This window comes from Corynebacterium suedekumii, from assembly GCF_030252185.1.
Lineage (GTDB): Bacteria > Actinomycetota > Actinomycetes > Mycobacteriales > Mycobacteriaceae > Corynebacterium > Corynebacterium suedekumii.
Genome location: NZ_CP126970.1, coordinates 1,072,386 through 1,089,916 on the forward strand (window position 1 = coordinate 1,072,386; position 17,531 = coordinate 1,089,916).

General features: G+C 67.9%; 18 protein-coding genes. 10 read left to right on the forward strand and 8 right to left on the reverse strand.

Annotation, left to right across the window (positions count from 1 at the left end; all coding sequences use genetic code 11):
* Window positions 1-73: 73 nt before the first annotated feature.
* Window positions 74-1,162, forward strand: coding sequence for a hypothetical protein (locus QP029_RS05325; protein WP_284875782.1), 1,089 nt, complete (start codon window positions 74-76; stop codon window positions 1,160-1,162).
* Between the two features lie 57 nt (window positions 1,163-1,219).
* Here QP029_RS05325 and ramB read toward each other — a convergent pair whose 3' ends face one another.
* Window positions 1,220-2,650: an acetate metabolism transcriptional regulator RamB gene (gene ramB / locus QP029_RS05330; RefSeq protein WP_284875783.1), complete on the reverse strand. Its 1,431-nt coding sequence runs from the start codon at window positions 2,648-2,650 to the stop codon at window positions 1,220-1,222.
* Window positions 2,651-3,038: 388 nt separating this feature from the next.
* On the opposite strand from ramB, the gene QP029_RS05335 reads away from it, so the two are divergent.
* From QP029_RS05335 to QP029_RS05370, 8 genes are all read left to right on the forward strand, one after another.
* A complete protein-coding gene (locus QP029_RS05335) occupies window positions 3,039-3,794 on the forward strand; it encodes a succinate dehydrogenase cytochrome b subunit (RefSeq protein ID WP_284875784.1) in 756 nt (251 codons plus the stop codon).
* A gap of 26 nt (window positions 3,795-3,820) precedes the next feature.
* Window positions 3,821-5,833: a fumarate reductase/succinate dehydrogenase flavoprotein subunit gene (locus tag QP029_RS05340; protein ID WP_284875785.1), complete on the forward strand. Its 2,013-nt coding sequence runs from the start codon at window positions 3,821-3,823 to the stop codon at window positions 5,831-5,833.
* Window positions 5,833-6,582, forward strand: coding sequence for a succinate dehydrogenase/fumarate reductase iron-sulfur subunit (locus QP029_RS05345; protein ID WP_284875786.1), 750 nt, complete (start codon window positions 5,833-5,835; stop codon window positions 6,580-6,582). Before QP029_RS05340 ends, QP029_RS05345 begins: the two co-directional genes overlap by 1 nt.
* A gap of 46 nt (window positions 6,583-6,628) precedes the next feature.
* Complete coding sequence (locus QP029_RS05350; RefSeq protein ID WP_284875787.1) at window positions 6,629-7,006, forward strand: Asp23/Gls24 family envelope stress response protein; 378 nt, start codon at window positions 6,629-6,631, stop codon at window positions 7,004-7,006.
* Window positions 7,007-7,226: 220 nt separating this feature from the next.
* The gene (locus QP029_RS05355; RefSeq protein WP_284875788.1) at window positions 7,227-8,582 is read left to right on the forward strand and encodes a DUF445 domain-containing protein; all 1,356 of its coding nucleotides are present in this window, start codon (window positions 7,227-7,229) and stop codon (window positions 8,580-8,582) included.
* 28 nt (window positions 8,583-8,610) lie between these two features.
* Window positions 8,611-9,330: a CGLAU_01105 family protein gene (locus QP029_RS05360; protein WP_284875789.1), complete on the forward strand. Its 720-nt coding sequence runs from the start codon at window positions 8,611-8,613 to the stop codon at window positions 9,328-9,330.
* Window positions 9,331-9,338: 8 nt separating this feature from the next.
* Window positions 9,339-9,635, forward strand: a complete 297-nt coding sequence (locus QP029_RS05365) for a DUF2516 family protein (protein ID WP_284875790.1) — start codon at window positions 9,339-9,341, stop codon at window positions 9,633-9,635.
* 5 nt (window positions 9,636-9,640) lie between these two features.
* Window positions 9,641-10,213 (forward strand): deoxyribose-phosphate aldolase, encoded by a 573-nt coding sequence (locus tag QP029_RS05370; RefSeq protein WP_284875791.1) that lies wholly within the window; start codon window positions 9,641-9,643, stop codon window positions 10,211-10,213.
* Here QP029_RS05370 and QP029_RS05375 read toward each other — a convergent pair.
* The 3 genes from QP029_RS05375 to QP029_RS05385 are packed head-to-tail and all read right to left on the reverse strand — an operon-like array spanning window position 10,193 to window position 12,356.
* Window positions 10,193-11,002, reverse strand: coding sequence for an LmeA family phospholipid-binding protein (locus tag QP029_RS05375; RefSeq protein WP_284875792.1), 810 nt, complete (start codon window positions 11,000-11,002; stop codon window positions 10,193-10,195). The genes QP029_RS05370 and QP029_RS05375 overlap by 21 nt on opposite strands.
* A 20-nt stretch (window positions 11,003-11,022) precedes the next feature.
* Window positions 11,023-11,835, reverse strand: coding sequence for a class I SAM-dependent methyltransferase (locus QP029_RS05380; protein WP_284875793.1), 813 nt, complete (start codon window positions 11,833-11,835; stop codon window positions 11,023-11,025).
* 17 nt (window positions 11,836-11,852) lie between these two features.
* Window positions 11,853-12,356, reverse strand: a complete 504-nt coding sequence (locus QP029_RS05385) for a DUF2505 domain-containing protein (protein WP_284875794.1) — start codon at window positions 12,354-12,356, stop codon at window positions 11,853-11,855.
* 24 nt (window positions 12,357-12,380) lie between these two features.
* On the opposite strand from QP029_RS05385, the gene QP029_RS05390 reads away from it, so the two are divergent.
* Window positions 12,381-13,517, forward strand: coding sequence for a UDP-N-acetylmuramate dehydrogenase (locus tag QP029_RS05390; RefSeq protein WP_284875795.1), 1,137 nt, complete (start codon window positions 12,381-12,383; stop codon window positions 13,515-13,517).
* A gap of 27 nt (window positions 13,518-13,544) precedes the next feature.
* Here the strand turns inward: QP029_RS05390 and QP029_RS05395 are convergent, their stop codons facing one another.
* The 4 genes from QP029_RS05395 to QP029_RS05410 all read right to left on the reverse strand — a co-directional run bounded on the left by QP029_RS05395 (window position 13,545) and on the right by QP029_RS05410 (window position 17,524).
* Window positions 13,545-13,805: a metal-sensitive transcriptional regulator gene (locus QP029_RS05395; RefSeq protein WP_284875796.1), complete on the reverse strand. Its 261-nt coding sequence runs from the start codon at window positions 13,803-13,805 to the stop codon at window positions 13,545-13,547.
* A 5-nt stretch (window positions 13,806-13,810) separates the two neighbouring features.
* Window positions 13,811-15,451, reverse strand: coding sequence for an FAD-dependent oxidoreductase (locus tag QP029_RS05400; protein WP_284875797.1), 1,641 nt, complete (start codon window positions 15,449-15,451; stop codon window positions 13,811-13,813).
* A 16-nt stretch (window positions 15,452-15,467) separates the two neighbouring features.
* Window positions 15,468-15,632 carry a DUF8730 family Cys-rich protein gene (locus QP029_RS05405; protein ID WP_284875798.1) on the reverse strand — a complete coding sequence of 55 codons (165 nt, stop codon included), beginning with the start codon at window positions 15,630-15,632 and terminating at the stop codon, window positions 15,468-15,470.
* Between the two features lie 185 nt (window positions 15,633-15,817).
* A complete protein-coding gene (locus tag QP029_RS05410; protein WP_284875799.1) occupies window positions 15,818-17,524 on the reverse strand; it encodes a long-chain-fatty-acid--CoA ligase in 1,707 nt (568 codons plus the stop codon).
* Window positions 17,525-17,531: the final 7 nt, after the last annotated feature.

Here is a 17,531-nt window from a genome sequence, read left to right on the forward strand (position 1 = left end):
GAAGGGGCCTGAGGGCACATCCGCCCGCAGGCCCCTTTCGTCTGTGTCCGGTCAGCCGGAAGAGAGGACATCCATGCCAACTCTGGGAATCATCGCGGACGAGGGAAAGCCCTCCCGCGAGGTCGCACGCATCATCGAGCCGATGCTCACCGACGTCCACCGCGACACGGAGGAGAACGACACCCGGGTCATCCACGGCACCTACCCCGGCGTCGGGCCTGTGGAGGTCCGCGTGGAGACGCTGCCCATGACCCCGGACGGGGACATCCACCTCAACGAACACGCGGAGAAGATCCTCGGACACCGGGGGTGGGACCGCTTCATCTACGTCACCGATCTGCCGTTGACCGCCGCGGAGCGCCCCATCGTCAGCCAGCGGGCCAAGGAGCATGATGCGGTGCTCATCAGCCTGCCGGCGCTGGGGATGTTCGGCTCCACCGGACGCCTGCGGAAGGAGCTGACGAGCCTCATCGAGGGCTCCGGCCCGATCCAGGGTGCCCCGCGCAGTGACGGGGACCCGGTCGAGGGGGCGGCCTCCGACGACTCCGACGAGGTACGTACCCGGGTGCTCGACGGCCCGGTGCGCAACCTCCGGATGGTGGCGGGAATGGTGCGCGGCAATCAGCCGGGGCATCTCATCCCGGTGCTGTCGAGCTCGCTGGCGGCGATTGCCGCGACCGGCGGTTTCGGTATCTTCTACGGGTCGATCTGGGTGCTGGCGGAGGAGATGACAGCCGGCCGTCTCATCCTCGTCAGCCTCCTGGCGGTCACGGCATTCGCTACCTGGCTGATCATCCACAACCGGTTGTGGCAGCGCAGCAACACGCAGGAGACACGCTGGCGGGAGCGGATCGACAACCTGGCCACCGTCGGCACCATCGGCATGACCGCGATACTCATCTATCTCCTGGCGTTCGCGGTGATGCTCATCGCCGCGACGGTGGTCATCCCGGTCGCCTACCTGGAGTCGGAGCTGGAGCGCGACGTCGGGTACCTCACCTACATCTCCATCGCCTGGCTGAGCGCCTCCCTGGGCACGATGGCCGGCGCGCTCGGCTCCAACTTCGACCGGGACGTGGAGATCCGCAGCGCGACCTACAATCTGCGCGAGTACCAGCGCCGGACGCAGCAGGGCAATTACGTCGAGCTCGACGAGCTCTGACCTGCGTATCGACGCCCGCCCCTCCCGGGCGTGCGCCTTCTCCTCCTGGAAGGAGGGCTAGTTGTAGGGGGCGACGGAGGAGCGGTGGGCGTCGATGACGATCTCCTCGTGGATCGGGGGGAAGGCGCGCTGCGCGCAGTTCTCGCGCGGGCACACGCGACAGCCTGCACCGATCGGGGTCACCCCGGACAGGTCCTCGACGTTGAGGCCCTCGGCGTAGACCGTCCGGTCGGCGTGCCGGGCCTCGCAGCCCAGGCCGATGGCGAAGAGCTTGCCGGTGTCACCGAACCGGCCCCGGTGGTGGCGCACCGTGCGCGCGATCCACAGGTAGTTCCGGCCGTCGGGCATCTGGGCCAGCTGGCGCAGGATGGTGCCGGGGTTGGTGAACGTCTCGTAGATGTTCCACAGCGGGCAGGTGCCGCCGGAGTTGGCCAGGTGGAAACCGGTGGCGGACTGGCGCTTGGACATGTTGCCCGCCCGGTCCACGCGGACGAACGTGAAGGGGATGCCGCGGAGGTTGGGCCGCTGCAGCGTGGACAGGCGGCTGGCCACGGTCTCGTAACCCACGCCGAAGACGTTGCCCAGGTAGTCGACGTCATAACCGGAGCGTTCCGCCTCGGTGTGGACCACCTGGTACGGGAGTAGGACAGCGGCGGCGAAGTAGCTGGCCAGGCCGCGCCGGGCAAGGTTGGCGGAGGCCTCAGAGGTGAAGTGCTCCTCGGCGACGAGGGCCTCAATGGTGTCGTGGGCGTCGAGGTAGGCCAGCTCCATGCCCATCCGGAACGCCCGCTGGCCGGTGGACAGGCGACTGGCCAGTTCCAGTTCCCCGGTCTCCCGGTTGAATCGGTGCAGCGTGCCGTCCAGGTCGGGGGAGGTGGTGATCTCGATGCCGTGCTGCGCTCGCAGGCGGTCCGCCAGGGCCTCCTCGGTGTCGCGGATGCCGAAGCGGGTCACGCCGACCTGTTCGGCGATGTCCTCGGCTGTCGTGTCCAGGGTCTCCAGGTAGTTCTGGCGGGCGTAGAAGAAGTCGCGGACCTCGTCGTGCGGCATGGACAGTGCCTGCGTGCCGGACCCGGTGGCCAGGGGGCTGACGTGGCGGCGGGTGTCCGTGGCGATGGACAGCTTGTCGCGCACGTTCCGGTACCGGCGGTGCATGTCCACCATGGTGCGGGCGATGGCGGGGTGGTTGTAGACCAGTTCCGACAGTTCCTGGAGTTCAACGGGGTTGGGGCACAGTTCCTTGTCCAGCACGACGTCCTGGATCTCGGCGAGGAGGCGGGAGTCGTCGTCGCGGGAGAAGAACGTGGCGTCCACACCGAAGGCCTCCGTGATGCGGAGCAGGACCGGCACGGTCAACGGTCTGACGTCATGTTCGATCTGGTTGACGTAACTGGCAGACAGGCCGAGAGTGGAGGCCAGCGAGGCCTGGCTCAGATCCCGCTCGCGGCGGAGTTGGCGCAGGCGCGAACCCACATAGGTCTTTCCCATGGGGACATGTTAGCGTGACGCGCCTCACTCATTCACTACTTTGCAAATTTTGTGAGGAAACGCAGCGAGTCGGAGGCGAACCTGTGGTGAATGTGGCGATCCGAGGCGGGAATCGCCGAAAGTTTGACACCGAACGGGGGAGGGGGTGAGGGGAGCGGTGTTCCAGGTGAGCAAGCTCACAACCGTCCCAGTTCCGTGGTCCGTCAGTGCTCAGGTGCGGAAAGCGACGTGGCAGGCGGTAGTTTCCGTCCCCGGACAGGAAGGTAACCCTGACCTAACATGTATCGACCTTGGGGGGAGTTGGCGGGGTGGGCGGAGGAATCCGAAACCGGGAAAGTAGTCGCTGGCGGGGGCTGGACCGTAAAGTATGAGCGACACTGGAGGTGCCATGACTGTTAAAAACGCAGACCGTGACGCGATCGTCCACGGCAAGATTACTGAGAAGCCGCTGCGCGAGCAGCCGTCCTACCCGACCTGGGCCATCAAACTGGTGATGGCCATCACCGGCCTGATCTTCGGACTGTATGTCCTGGTCCACATGGTCGGAAACCTGAAGATCTACATGCCGGACCATGCTGGCGTGGCGGCCATCAACGAGTACGGAGAGTTCCTCCGCACCATGGGTGGCCCGATCTTCCCGCGTGAGTCCATCCTGTGGGTCTTCCGCATCGTGCTCCTGGTCGCCCTGGTCCTGCACGTCCACGGCGCTTTCGCCCTGCACGGCCGATCCACCCGCTCCCGCGGCAAGTTCAAGCGCACCAACCTCGTCGGTGGCCTGAACTCCTTCTCCACCCGCAGCATGCTGGTCACCGGCCTGATCCTGCTGCTGTTCGTCATCTTCCACGTCCTGGACCTGACCATGGGCGTCGCCCCGGCCGCTCCGGACGCATTCGCCCACGGCGAGATCTACGCCAACCTCATCGCGAGCTTCAGCCGCTGGCCTGTCGCGATCTTCTACATCCTGGCCATGGTCGTGCTGTTCCTGCACCTGTCCCACGGCATCTACCTCGCCGTGTCCGACCTGGGCATCACCGGCAAGCGCTGGCGTCAGGTTCTGCTCGTCGTCGCCTACCTGGTGCCGGCGATCGTCATGATCGGCAACATCTCGATGCCGCTGTCCATCGCACTCGGCTGGCTCAGCTAGGTCCGGAAGGGAATTAAGACATCACCATGAACAACACCATCGAGACTGCCGAGCGCGCTGAGTTCACTCAGCCGGCATCCATCGTCGACGGCGTCAGCCTCGGCACCATCCTGGACAACGCCGAGCCCAAGGGCGTTCCGACCAAGGACATGTGGGACTGGCAGAAGGACCACATGAACCTGGTCTCTCCGCTCAACCGCCGCAAGTTCGAGGTCCTCGTCGTCGGCACCGGCCTGTCCGGCGGCGCCGCCGCAGCCGCCCTCGGCGAGCTGGGTTATAACGTCAAGGTCTTCACCTACCACGACGCCCCGCGTCGCGCGCACTCCATCGCCGCCCAGGGTGGCGTCAACTCCGCCCGCGGCAAGAAGGTCGACAACGACGGCGCCTACCGCCACGTCAAGGACACCGTCAAGGGCGGCGACTACCGCTGCCGCGAGTCCGACTGCTGGCGCCTGGCCGTCGAGTCCGTCCGCGTCATCGACCACATGAACGCCATCGGCGCCCCCTTCGCCCGCGAGTACGGCGGCACCCTGGCCACCCGTTCCTTCGGTGGCGTGCAGGTCTCCCGCACCTACTACACCCGCGGCCAGACCGGTCAGCAGCTGCAGCTGTCCACCGCCTCCGCGCTGACCCGTCAGATCGGCCTGGGCAACGTGGAGATCTTCACCCACGCTGACCTCGTCGACCTCATCGTCACCGAGCGGGACGGCCAGAAGCGCTGCGAGGGCATCGTCACCCGCAACCTCATCACCGGCGAGCTCACCCCGTTCACCGGCCACGCCGTCATCCTCGCCACCGGCGGTTACGGCAACGTGTACCACATGTCCACGCTGGCCAAGAACTCGAACGCGGGCGCCCTCATGCGCGCCTACGAACTCGGCGCCTACTTCGCCTCCCCGGCCTTCATCCAGTTCCACCCGACCGGCCTGCCGGTCAACGCGACCTGGCAGTCGAAGACCATCCTCATGTCGGAGTCCCTACGTAACGACGGTCGCATCTGGTCCCCGAAGGAGCCCAAGGACGACCGCGACCCGAACTCCATCCCGGAGGAGGAGCGCGACTACTTCCTGGAGCGCCGCTACCCGGCCTTCGGCAACCTGGTTCCCCGCGACGTCGCGTCCCGCGCGATCTCCCAGCAGATCAACGCCGGCCTCGGCGTGGGCCCGCTGCACAACTCCGCGTACCTGGACTTCCGCGACGCCATCGAGCGCCTGGGCAAGGACACCATCCGCGAGCGTTACTCCAACCTCTTCAAGATGTACGAGGAGGCCATCGGTGAGGATCCCTACACCTCCCCGATGCGTATCGCCCCCACCTGCCACTTCACCATGGGTGGCCTGTGGACCGACTTCAACGAGATGACCTCCATCCCGGGCCTGTTCTGTGCCGGTGAGGCCTCCTGGACCTACCACGGTGCGAACCGCCTGGGTGCGAACTCCCTGCTGTCCGCCTCCGTCGACGGCTGGTTCACCCTGCCGTTCACCGTCCCGAACTACCTGGCCAACCACCTCGGCGAGGCTGTCCTGCCGGCGGACTCCCCGGAGGCCGCGGAAGCCGTCGAGCGTGCCCAGGCCCGCATCGACCGCCTGCTCAACATCAAGGGCCCGAACCCGCACGGTGCCGACTACTACCACCGTCAGCTCGGCGAGATCCTCTACTTCGCCTGCGGCGTGTCCCGTAACGTCAAGGACCTGCAGGAGGCGATCGTCAAGATCCGCGAGATCCGCGCGGACTTCTGGGCCAACGTCGTCGTCCCGGGCGAGCAGAACTACATGAACCAGGCTCTCGAGTACGCGGCGCGCGTCGCCGACTACATCGACCTGGGTGAGCTCATGTGCGTCGACGCTCTCGACCGCGACGAGTCCTGTGGTGCACACTTCCGCGACGATCACCTCTCCGAGGACGGAGAGGCCGAGCGCGACGATGAGAACTGGTGCTTCGTCTCCGCATGGGAGCCGGCCGGCGAGGGCAAGTTCATCCGCCACGCTGATCCCCTGTACTTCGAATCGATCCCGCTGCAGACAAGGAACTACAAGTAATGAAGCTGACACTTGAGATCTGGCGTCAGGCCGGACCGACTCACGAAGGCGCCTTCGAGACCGTCGATGTCCCGGACGCTGTTCCGCAGATGTCGATCCTGGAGCTGCTCGACCACGTCAACAACCGGCTCATCGAGCAGAACCTCGAGCCGTACATGTTCGCCTCCGACTGCCGTGAGGGCATCTGCGGCACCTGTGGCCTCATGGTCAACGGTCGTCCGCACGGCCCGGGCCAGAACACCCCGGCCTGCCAGCAGCGCCTCGTCGGCTACAACGACGGTGACGTCATCAAGCTGGAGCCGATGCGTTCCGCCGCGTTCCCGGTGATCAAGGACATGGTCGTCGACCGTTCCGCACTGGATCGCGTCATGGAGAAGGGTGGTTACGTCTCCATCAACGCCGGCACCGCCCCGGACGCCGACACCCTCCACCAGAACCACGAGACCGCCGAGTTCGCCCTCGACCACGCCGCCTGCATCGGCTGTGGCGCCTGCGTCGCCGCCTGCCCGAACGGTGCTGCGCACCTGTTCACCGGCGCGAAGCTGGTCCACCTCTCCCTCATGCCCCTGGGCAAGGAGGAGCGTGGCAAGCGTGCCCGTCACATGGTCGACGAGCTGGAGACCAACTTCGGCCACTGCTCGCTGTACGGCGAGTGCGCCGACGTCTGCCCCGCGGGCATCCCGCTGACCGCCGTCTCGGCGATCAACAAGGAGCGCGCACGTGCCGCCTTCCGCGGCAAGGACGACTAAGCTCGTTAAGTAACTTCAGTTCCGAGAGACGAAAGCGAGAGCACTCATGAGTTCCAACAACCATGCGGTTGCGGACCAGGCATCCGAGAGCTTCCCCAACTACGCCCCGAAGATCCATGAGGCATACATCGAGGGCTACGACCCGGTGTCCCTGGGTGCCCACCACTCCTCCCTGGAGCGGTCCTCCACCTGGATCGGCATGGGTCTCATCCTCACCTCCCTGGCCGGTATCGGCATCCTCATCTGGGTGGCAGCCAACTACCTCTGGGGCCAGGGCGTCGCCCCGGCCGAGTACAACCTGATGATGTTCTTCTGGATCGGCCTGGCCATCGCGGTCGTCCTCCTCGTCGGTGGCTTCGGCCTCATCTGGCGCGGCCGCCGGTTCTACCGGGAGTACCGCGACACCACCGGTCGCCGTAACTAGACCGTTGCGTCGCTGACGTCTTTCGCTCCGACAGCTCCGCCCCGCATTCCGCGGGCGCGGAGCTGTCGGCGTTCCTCATGCCTGTCCGCGCCCGGGCCTGCCGTACCGTGGAGCGCATGTCGCGGAAGATCATCATCGTCCTGGTCACCATCATCGTCGCCATCACGTCGTTCAACCTCTTCCAGCTGGCGCTCGATCTGCTCTAGGGATAATGGGGAACATGGGTAAGCACAGTTTGACCGCCGGCACCACGGGCACGGACTCCGGGGCCGGGTTGGAGCCGTTGCTCGACACCCGGGGGGTGCCGGGCCCGAGCCCCGAGGTCGAGGCCCGGCGTCGGCGCACCCTGCGCAACCACAAGGCCTTCGTCACCGGGCTGCTCATCGTCGCCGCGGTCATTTTCCTGGTCTGCAGCTGGTGGCAGAACCAGCCGGGCGGGGCGCCGACGTGGGTGGGATACGTCCGGGCCGCGGCCGAGGCCGGCATGATCGGTGGCCTGGCCGACTGGTTCGCGGTCACCGCCCTGTTCCGTCATCCCATGCGCATCCCCATCCCGCACACGGCGCTGATCCCGAAGAAGAAGGACCAGCTGGGTGAGGCGCTCTCGGGGTTCGTCGGCGAGAACTTCCTCAACGCGGAGCTGATCACCGAGAAGGTGAGCTCCGCGAACATCCCGGAACGGATCGGGGCGTGGCTCGCGGAGGAGGAGAACTCCCGGAAGCTCTCCCGTGAGGCGGGCCGGTTGACGGCCAACGCGGTCCGGGCGTTGGACCCGAAGGACGCGGAGGCGCTCATCCAGTCCCAGCTCATCGACAAGCTCGCCGGCCCGGACTGGGGGCCACCGGCGGGTCGGATGCTCGCGGATCTCATCGAGGACGGCCGCACCGAGCCGATCGTCCAGGAGGTGGTGACCTGGGTCCACCGGAAGGTCCGGGGGATGGAGGACACCGTGACGGTGCTCATCGACGAGCGTATGCCGCAGTGGTCACCGAAGTTCGCCAAGGAACTGGTCGGCGCGAAGGTGTACAAGGAGCTGGTCGGCTTCACCGCGGCTGTGGCGAATGACCCGCAGCATGAGGCCCGTAACGCCATCCGCCGTTTCCTCGGCGACCTGGCCGACGATCTCCAGCACGATCCGACGATGATCGCCCGGGTGGAGGGTCTCAAGCACGATCTCATGGGCTCGACCCCGGTGCGGGGCGCGGCCGGGAGCATCTGGGCGAGCGCCTCCGCCTCACTCATCGAGGCGGCGGGTGATGAGACGTCGATGCTGCGCACCAAGATCACCGAGCTCGGCGTCACGTGGGGCAACAACATCCAGTCCGATCCGGAGCTGCGGGCGAGTCTGGACCGCCGGATCACCGGTGTGGCGGCGTTCCTGGCGGAGAACTACGCCGGGGAGGTCACCGCCATCATCTCGGAGACCGTGCAGCGCTGGGACGCGGAGGAGGCCAGCGACAAGATCGAGCTCATGGTGGGCAAGGATCTGCAGTTCATCCGGCTCAACGGCACGATCGTCGGTGCGCTGGCGGGACTTCTTATTTACACTGTGAATCACCTGCTCTTCGGAGCGTAGCGCTCTCACAGTCAAGAAGGGATCGACCATGAACACCCCGAACGACAACCTCCACCAGACCCCGGAGGAGAACAACTCCCTGCTGGACAATCTCCGCGAGCCGTTCCAGGCCTGGGTGACCGCGGGCTCCCGTCTCGGTGACGTGGTCTCCGATTTCGCCGGCCGGTTCCGGGAGGACCGTGAGCAGTCGGATCTGACCCCCGGTGCCCACGCGATCCACACCCCGGTCGAGGAGGAGGACTCCACCCTCGGCCGTCTCAAGGCGGCGACCCAGGAGGCCCGCACCGGTCTGTCGGGTGCGAGCAGCACCGATGACTACCGGAACGTCTCCGCCACCTTCGCCAGCCGGGCGGAGGACATCCTGCGTGACCTGGCGGCCTCCGCCCGTCGGGCCGCGGCCGAGACGAAGGACTCCACGGCGGCAGAGGAGGCCAAGTCCGCTCTCAACACCGCCGTGGGTTCGGTGCGCAGCACCTTCGACGAGACGGTCAGCCAGGCGAAGGCCCGCCGTGCCGCGGGCGCAACTTCGGGCGCTGACAACGAGGATTCGTTGTTCGACGATCTGCGTGAGCGCCTGGAGGTGCTCATCAACCGGGCCCGTGCCGCCGCGGACCGGGACGGTGCCACCGATGTCACTCCGGCCCCGGGTGCGACCCCGGGTGCGACTACGACGGACGGACCGGTCCCGCATATGATCGACGGAGAGGTCGTGGACACCGACGACCGCCCCAGCGACAAGGACGTCTAAGAACCACCATGCTTGCCCAACAACTCATCTTCGGTTACCAGATCCTCGAACTGGTGCTGTTCTCCATCATCGTGCTCTCAGGTGTGGTGGGGGCCTTCTTCGCGGCCACCACCCGCGATGACGCGTACACGGCCGGGGACCGGCAGTCCAAGTTGATCTGGGTGGCCATTCTCGTCGCCTCGGCGTTCGTGGTGTTCACCCGTGTGCCGTTCCTGTCGTGGGCGGGCATGGTCGCGATCGGCGTTTACTGGTTCGATGTCCGCCCGCACCTGCGGTCGCTGGTCAGCGGCAACGGTGGCTGGTAGTTGCCGTGATTGATGATCAGGCGTGGCTGATGGGCCGCGCCTTTCTTCTGCTTGTCGACGTCCCCGTCACCCCCACCCAGGCCTGTCACCGTGCGTTGGCGGCCCGCGATGCGGGGTTGGCGGGGGTCGTCGTCTCTCCGAGTCATCTCGCGGCCGTGGGGGAGCCGGAGGGCCTGACCGTCGCGTCGGTGGTGGGCTACCCCTCGGGTCGGCACCACAGTCTGGTCAAGGCCGCCGAGGCGCGGCTGGCGGTGCAGCAGGGGGCGGGGGAGATCTGGCTGACCCCGGACGCCACGGTCGATGACCCCAACACTCTGCTGGCGGAGTTCGTGGCGGTCCGCGAGGCGGTGCCGGCGCCGGTGCATCTGGCGGTGCTGGTGGACGGCCCGCACGGGGAGGCGGCCGCGGAGGCGGCCCGTCTGGCAGGTGCTGACCGGGTGGTGTCGGGGGCGTCGATACGCACGGACCTGCCGCGCACCGCGGTCGGCGCCGATGATCTGGCCGGGGTCATCGCCGCGCTGGAGGCCGGTGCCGACCGGGTCGGTGTGAGTGAGTTGTCAGCGCTGCTCGACGGCTGAGGTGGACCCGGCGATGGAGTTGAGGTTGAGGTTGTCGCCGGAGACGACGACGCGGGCGCCGTTGTCGATGACCTCGAAGGAGTCGATTCTCACCTGCCCGCTCTGATCGGTGACGCTCTCGGCGAGACCCCGGGTGATCATGTCGGTGACCTGCTCAGGCAGGTCGAAGCCGAAGAGGGAGGCGCCGGTGGCCTCGAAGGTGAGCTGGCCGTCGACGGGGACCGGGGTGAGGTTGAGGGTGGCCGCGCCGTCGGTGAACTCCACGTCGAGGGTGTTGCCGGCCGGGTTCGCGGTGATGTCGGTGACCCGGATGAGCCCCTGGACCAGGGCGCCCACGCCCTCGGTGCCGGACTGCTGTTCGGCCATCGATCGCTGGACGGTGGCCAGCAGGTAGTCTTCCGGCACCTCGGTGGAGGTGACCATGTGGGCGGCCACCGGGTTGTCCGGGTCGGAGATCCGCAGGTCGGTGAGCTGGACGTGGGCGGCGGGGGAGCCGTTGATCTCCGGGAGCTCACCCTGGGTGATGCTCAGGGTGGAGGGGGTGGTGATCTCCACTTCGGGGATGACGCCGCGGACCGCGGAGACGATCAGCGGGGTGGCGCCGAAGGCGATGGTGGGGTCCTCGCTCAGGGTCGTGCCCTGTTCCTGTGCCTCGGCGCGGAATCCGTCGCGCAGTTCCTTGCCCACGAACCAGCGCAGTCCGAACTCGGCCACGAGCACGAGGATGAGGACGGCGACGAGGAGGCCGAGGAGGAACTTGCCGATGGTGGAGGAGGTTGAGCGAGCCATGCCCACCAGTGAACCGCAGATCAGTGGGCCGGGGCAACCGTTGCCCAGGGAACTGTCAGGAGATTGTCACGGACCTTGCGGCGGACGGGGGTCAGCGGCACGCCGTCGTCGATGAGCAGCTGCCGGGCCTGCCGCCACCGCACCCGCGGGCCGTAGGGTTCCCACCCGGCGGATCGGTCCCAGGCGCTGTCGGCGGCGGCCAGCAGGGCGTGGACCGGTTCGCCGGGGACGTTGCGGTGGATGAGGGCCTTGGGCAGGCGTTCCGCGACGTCGGAGGGGCGCTCGACGTCGAAGGGGTCCCAGGCGAGGGTGAGGGAGACGGGGCCGGCGGCGTCGAGAAGCACCCACGTGGCCCGGCGGCCGAGCTCGTCGCAGGTGCCCTCCACGAAGAGTCCGCCGGGGGCGAGGTGGCCGCACACGGTGGACCACACCTGCGCCACCTGGTCGACGTCATACTGGCGCAGCACGTTGAACGCCCGGACGAGGTGGGGACGGTAGCCGGCGAGTTCGAAGCCGCCGAGCTGGAAACGCACCCCGTCGCGCGGGGGCAGGACCCGGTCCGGGTCGATCTCCAGGCCCACGACCTCGATGTCGGGGCGGACGGTGCGCAACCGGGTGGCCCACTCCACGGTGGTGGCGTGGGAGGCGCCGTACCCGACGTCGACGGCGAGCGGGTGCGCGGCGTCGGCAAGCAGCTCGCGGACCCGGGGATGGTGGATGGTCCACCGGTCGGAGCGGCGCAGGCGGTTGAAGCCGGTGGTGCCGCGGGTGATGACGCCGAAAGGCCGACCCTGCCCGGGCTCCGCGCGGAGATTATGGGCATGGTCGGCCATGGAGAAACCGGGGGTGCCTAGAGGTTCTCGGTGATCCAGGTGTCGGTGAGCTGACCCTCGTTGGTGAACAGCTCGCCCAGAGCCTCGCCGACCTTCGGTTCGATGGCCGGGCCCATGAACGGGATGTTGACGGAGACGTCGTTGGTGTAGGACAGGGTGGTGGTGTCCGCGTCGCCGGTGAGCTGGATGTCACCGTTGAAGTCGACCGGGGTGCCCTTGACGTCGGCGGTGTAGGAGATGTGCGAGGCGTTGTCGGTGAGCGGGCCGACGGTGACCACGCGCTTGACCTTGAGCGCCTGGGAGATCATCGCGCGGACGGCCTCCGGCAGGACGTCGAGCGGGAGGACCTCGAAGAGGGTGGCCACGGCACCGCCCTCGGTGGCCTCGAAAGCGTTGACCTCGCCCGGCTCCGGGGAGAGATTCTTCGCGATGTACGCCCAGTAGTCGGCGTTGGTCAGCGCGGCGTGGACCTTCTCGGCCGGCTGATTGATGGTTACGGTGTTCTCACTACGGGTTGCCATGAACAACAGACTACCGTTAATCCCGTGACTGACTCCTCCACGACCCCAGACATTGCCGCCCGTCTCCGGGAGATCGACGATGTCACCCTCGATGACACCGTCACCTTCGCCGACCTGACCACCCTCCACCTCGGCGGGAAGCCCCGGCTCACCGTCCGCTGCGGCACCGACTCCGCGGTGGCTGAGGTGGTCATGCTTCTCGACGCCCTGGCGGTTCCCCTCCTCATCGTCGGCGGCGGGTCCAACCTCGTCGTCGCCGACGGCGACCTCGATCTCGTCGCCGTCGTCGTGGAGAACACCGAGGTCACCGTCTCCGGGCACGGCCTGGTCCGTGCGGACGCGGGTGCGGTGTGGGACGACGTGGTCCTCGCCTCCGTCGAGGCCGGTCTCGGCGGCATCGAGTGCCTGTCCGGCATTCCCGGCTCCGCCGGCGCGACCCCCGTCCAGAACGTCGGGGCCTACGGTGCGGAGATCTCCGACGTCCTCGTGCAGGTCCTCCTGCTCGAACGCGACACCGGTGAGATGGCCTGGGTCCCGGCCGCCGACCTCGACCTGGCCTACCGCTACTCCAACCTCAAGTTCACGGGCCGCGGCATCGTCCTGGCCATCGAGCTGCAGCTGCACCCCGGCGGCCAGAGTGCCCCGCTGCGCTACGGCGAGCTGGCCCGCCGCCTCGGGGCGACCGAGGGCGGCGAACGACGCCCCGTCGCCGACGTCCGCGAGGCCGTCCTCGATTTGCGGCGCGGCAAGGGCATGGTCGTCGACGCGGACGACCACGACACCTGGTCCGCGGGCTCCTTCTTCACCAACCCCATCGTCCCGACGACGCTTGCCGACGCCGTCCAGGCCGAGGTCCGCGCCCGCCGCGGCGACGAGGACGCTGACCGGATGCCCCGGTTTGCCGCCGGCGGAGGGGCTGAGGGGCAGGTCAAGCTCTCCGCCGCCTGGCTCATCGACCGCGCCGGCTACGACAAGGGCTACCCCGGTGACGGCGCCCCCGTGCGTCTGTCCACCAAGCACACCCTCGCCCTGACCAACCGCGGGCAGGCGGTGACCAACGACCTGGTGGCCCTGGCCCGCGAGGTCCGCGACGGCGTCCGCGACGCCTTCGGTGTCACGCTCGTGCCCGAGCCGGTGTGGATCGGCGTGGCCATCGACTGAACCCGGTGCGGGCCCAGGCCGGGGAGCTCAGGCCAGGGAGAGGAACATCTTCTCCAGCTTCTTCTCGTCGTAGGACTCCGGGCCCTCCTCGGTGAAGCACTTCTTCATGCCGGTGGCCACGACGAGGTACCCGGCCCGGTCGATGGCTTTGGCCACCGCGGCCAGCTGGGTGACCGCCTCCTCGCACTCGTGGCCCTCCTCGAGCATGCGGATCACCGCGCTGAGCTGGCCCTGCGCCCGCTTGAGTCGGGTGACGGCCGGCTTGGATTCCTCGGGGCTGAGTTTCATGCCTGTCACCTTATCCCAGCGTTCAGGCTGCTCCAGGTGAGGAAACCACCGTCGAGGTTGGCCACGGTGACACCCAGCTGGCCCAGGAGGCTGGCGGCCACATGGCCGCGCTGGCCGACGCGGCAGAACACCAGCGCCCGCCGTCCGGCCAGCTCGTCTCGGCGCTCCCGGAGATCGTCGAGAGGCAGGTTGATCGCACCGGGGATGGTGCCGGCGTTGAACTCTTCCGGGGTGCGGACATCGACGAGCGTCCAGCCGTCGGCGACGGCGTCCGCCACCTCGTGCCACTGCATCGTCTTCTCGCCGTTGATGATGTTGTCGTTGACGAAGCCGAGCATGTTGACCGGGTCCTTCGCGGACCCGAACTGCGGGGCGTAGGCCAGTTCGAGGTCGGCGAGATCGGTGGCGGTCAGCCCCGCGCGCATGGCGGTGGCGATGACGTCGATCCGCTTGTCCACGCCACCCATGCCCACCGCCTGCGCACCGAGGATCGCGTCCGTGGCCGCGTCGACGACGAGTTTGAGGTGCAGCATCTCCGCGCCGGGGTAGTAGCCGGCGTGGTCGACGGGGTGGACGTGGATGAGGCGGATGTCGCGGCCGGCGGTGCGGGCGCGCTTCTCGTTCCAGCCCACCGAGGCGGCGGCCAGCCCGAAGATGCCGACGATGGCGGTGCCCAGGGTGGCGGTGCGGGAGACGTCGCGGCCGGTGATGATGTCGGCGACGAGCCGGCCGTGGCGGTTGGCGGTCTGCGCCAGCGGGACGAGGGTGTCCTCGCCGGAGACGGCGTCGCGTTTTTCGGCGGCGTCGCCAAGGGCGAAGATCGCCGGGTCGGAGGTGCGCAGCTGGTCGTCGACGCTGATGCCGCCGCGTTCACCGATCTTGAGGCCGGCTGCGCGGGCGAGCGAGGATTCGGGGGTGACGCCGATGGCGGCGATGACCAGGTCGGCGTCGATGTGGCGGCCGTCGGCGAGCCGGACGCCGTCGGCGGTGATCTCCGTGGCGTCCGCACCGGTCTCAACGGTGACACCGTGCTCGCGCAGGTGGTCGGTGACGAGGGCGGCCATCTCGGGGTCGAGCGGTGCCATGATCTGGTCGCCGCGTTCGAGGACGGTGACGTTGAGGTCGCGGTGGCGGAGATTCTCGGCCAGCTCGAGGCCGATGAACCCGCCGCCGACGACGGCCACCGAGTGCACGTTCTCATCCAGGGACGCGATGATCGCGTCCACGTCCTCCACGGTGCGCAGGGTCAGGGCGCGCTCGATGCCGGGAATCGGCGGTCGGACGGGGGTCGCGCCGGGGGAGAGGACGAGGTGGTCGTAGGCCTGGGTGAACTCGCGGCCGTCGGTCTCGTCGCGTACGGTCACGGTCTGATTCGCGCGGTCGACGGCGGTGACGCGGTGGTTGACCCGGACATCGAGGTTGAAGCGGTCCCGGAGGGCGTCCGGGGTCTGCAGCAGCAGGCTCGAGCGCTCCGGGATGACGCCGGAGACGTGGTAGGGCAGGCCGCAGTTGGCGAAGGAGACGTGGCCGGAGGCCTCGAGGACGATGATCTCCATCGTCTCGTCTCGTCGCCGCAGCCTGGCCGCGGTGGACATGCCGCCGGCGACGCCGCCCACGATGACGGTGGTGGTGGTGGGGGTGGTCATGGGATTGTCCTTCCGGTCAGCGGCCGAACAGTCCGGCGAACAGGCCGGGCTTCTTCTGCTGGTCACGGGTGCAGGTGCACCACTGGCCGGCGGGGACGGTCGCGCGGACCTGGTCGATGTGCTGGCCGCAGCCGGCCCAGGTGGTTTTTCCGCAGTTCTTGCAGGTGACGGGGCGACACATGGGGTTCTCCTGTCGTCGGGGTTTCATACCCTAGGGGGTATCGTCTGAACAGTGGAGAATATACCCATGGGGGTATGAGCGGTCAACTGCACGGGAAAGCCCCGCGACCAACGGTCGCGGGGCTGACTCGGGGACGCCGGGGAACGCGCGGTGGGGGAGGCGCGGCGACGTCGACAAGCGGCCGGTTACTTCTCCAGCAGCTTGAGCAGGTCCTCCTGCACCTCACGGCGGCGGATCTTGCCCAGCTGATCGCGGGCGAGCTCCTCGAAGTGGTAGAAGGTGCGCGGCACCTTGTAGCGGGTGAGGCGCTCGCGGGCGAAGTCCTTCAGACCGTCCGGGTCCATGGCGGCACCGTCGCGCAGGGTCACACAGGCGACGACGTCCTCCGAACCGTCCTCGCGGGGGCGGCCGACGACGGCGAGGTCGATGATGTCCGGATGATCACGCATCGCCTCCTCGACCTCCGCCGGGTAGACGTTGAAGCCACCGGTGATGATGACCTCCTTGATGCGCGCCACCAGACGGATGAAACCGTCCTCCTCCATGACACCGACGTCGCCGGTGCGGTACCAGCCGTCGTGGAAGCTGGCCTCGGTGGCCTCGGGCTGGTTGAGGTAACCCTGGAACACCTGCGGACCCTTGACCAGGATCTCGCCCTCGGTGCCGTCCGGCTGGGTCTCGTCGAGGTTCTCCGGATCGGCCACCCGGACCTCGGTGTCGGGGAAGGGGATGCCCACGTAGCCGGGGCGACGGTTCTCGTTCATCGGGTTGCCCACGATGACCGGGGAGGTCTCGGTGAGGCCGTAGCCCTCCACCAGCAGGCCGCCGGTGAAACGCTCCCACTTCTCCACGGTGGACACCGGGAGGGTCGCCGCACCACAGAAGGAGTTGCGGATACCGGAGATGTCGACGTTGTCGGTCTCCGCGGCCTCGACGATCTTCTCGTAGAGGGTGGGCACGCCCGGCAGCCACGTGGGGGTGTGCTTCTTCATCACGTCCATGATCAGCGGGATCTTCGGCGCCGGCAGCAGGACCATCTCGCCGCCGACGTAGAAGGCGAGGGTGCCCACCATCGTCAGGCCGTAGGCGTGGAACATCGGCAGGGCCGCGAGCATGCGCTCGTCCTGCTCGCCCAGACCCGGGACCCAGTTCTTGCCCTGCAGGCAGTTGGCGAAGAGATTGCCGTGGGACAGCTGCGCACCCTTGGGGGCGCCGGTGGTGCCCGAGGTGTAGAGGATGAGCGCGATGGTCTCCTTGGTCACCGACGGCTCGGAGACGATGTCGTCGCCCTCGCCGCCGATGGCGGTGCCGATGAGCGCCTCCCACGGCACCGTGTTCGGGGCCGGGGCGGACAGCTGCTCGCGGGACTCGCGGATCTTCTTGATCGGCAGACGCAGCGCCAGCTGCTTGACCTTCGGCATCGCCTCGATCATGTTGACCGAGATGACCGTCTCCAGGGAGGTCTCGTTGCGCAGCTTCTCCAGGGTCGGGGCGGCCTTGTCCCAGCAGATGGCCACCCGGGCGCCGTGGTCGGCGAAGGGGCCCTTGAGCTCGTGGGCGGTGTAGAGCGGATTGTGCTCGACGACGGTGGCGCCGAGCTTGAGCACCGCGTAGAAGGCGGCGATGTGCTGCGGGCAGTTCGGCAGGATGATGGCGACCTTGTCACCCGGGCGGACTCCGAAGGCACGCAGGCCGGCGGCGGCACGACGGACCTGGCGATCCAGCTCGCCGTAGGTCTGGGACCGGCCGAAGAACCAGGTGGCGGGCTTCTCGGCGTTGAGGGCGAGGTTGTTGTCGTAGACGTCGAGCAACGTGGTGTCGTCGTAGTCCAACGAATGGGGTGTCCAGTCGTCGTAGTACTGCAGCCAGGCCTTGTCCTCGTAAGCCGACATGGAGGTC

Coding starts and splice junctions, on each gene's coding strand:
- QP029_RS05345 (WP_284875786.1), top strand. CDS start 5,833: ATGAAGCTGACACTTGAGATCTGGCGTCAGGCCGGACCGACTCACGAA.
- QP029_RS05355 (WP_284875788.1), top strand. CDS start 7,227: ATGGGTAAGCACAGTTTGACCGCCGGCACCACGGGCACGGACTCCGGG.
- QP029_RS05400 (WP_284875797.1), bottom strand. CDS start 15,451: ATGACCACCCCCACCACCACCACCGTCATCGTGGGCGGCGTCGCCGGC.
- QP029_RS05395 (WP_284875796.1), bottom strand. CDS start 13,805: ATGAAACTCAGCCCCGAGGAATCCAAGCCGGCCGTCACCCGACTCAAG.
- QP029_RS05360 (WP_284875789.1), top strand. CDS start 8,611: ATGAACACCCCGAACGACAACCTCCACCAGACCCCGGAGGAGAACAAC.
- QP029_RS05385 (WP_284875794.1), bottom strand. CDS start 12,356: ATGGCAACCCGTAGTGAGAACACCGTAACCATCAATCAGCCGGCCGAG.
- QP029_RS05365 (WP_284875790.1), top strand. CDS start 9,339: ATGCTTGCCCAACAACTCATCTTCGGTTACCAGATCCTCGAACTGGTG.
- QP029_RS05410 (WP_284875799.1), bottom strand. CDS start 17,524: ATGTCGGCTTACGAGGACAAGGCCTGGCTGCAGTACTACGACGACTGG.
- QP029_RS05325 (WP_284875782.1), top strand. CDS start 74: ATGCCAACTCTGGGAATCATCGCGGACGAGGGAAAGCCCTCCCGCGAG.
- QP029_RS05375 (WP_284875792.1), bottom strand. CDS start 11,002: ATGGCTCGCTCAACCTCCTCCACCATCGGCAAGTTCCTCCTCGGCCTC.
- QP029_RS05340 (WP_284875785.1), top strand. CDS start 3,821: ATGAACAACACCATCGAGACTGCCGAGCGCGCTGAGTTCACTCAGCCG.
- QP029_RS05380 (WP_284875793.1), bottom strand. CDS start 11,835: ATGGCCGACCATGCCCATAATCTCCGCGCGGAGCCCGGGCAGGGTCGG.
- QP029_RS05350 (WP_284875787.1), top strand. CDS start 6,629: ATGAGTTCCAACAACCATGCGGTTGCGGACCAGGCATCCGAGAGCTTC.
- ramB (WP_284875783.1), bottom strand. CDS start 2,650: ATGGGAAAGACCTATGTGGGTTCGCGCCTGCGCCAACTCCGCCGCGAG.
- QP029_RS05335 (WP_284875784.1), top strand. CDS start 3,039: ATGACTGTTAAAAACGCAGACCGTGACGCGATCGTCCACGGCAAGATT.
- QP029_RS05405 (WP_284875798.1), bottom strand. CDS start 15,632: ATGTGTCGCCCCGTCACCTGCAAGAACTGCGGAAAAACCACCTGGGCC.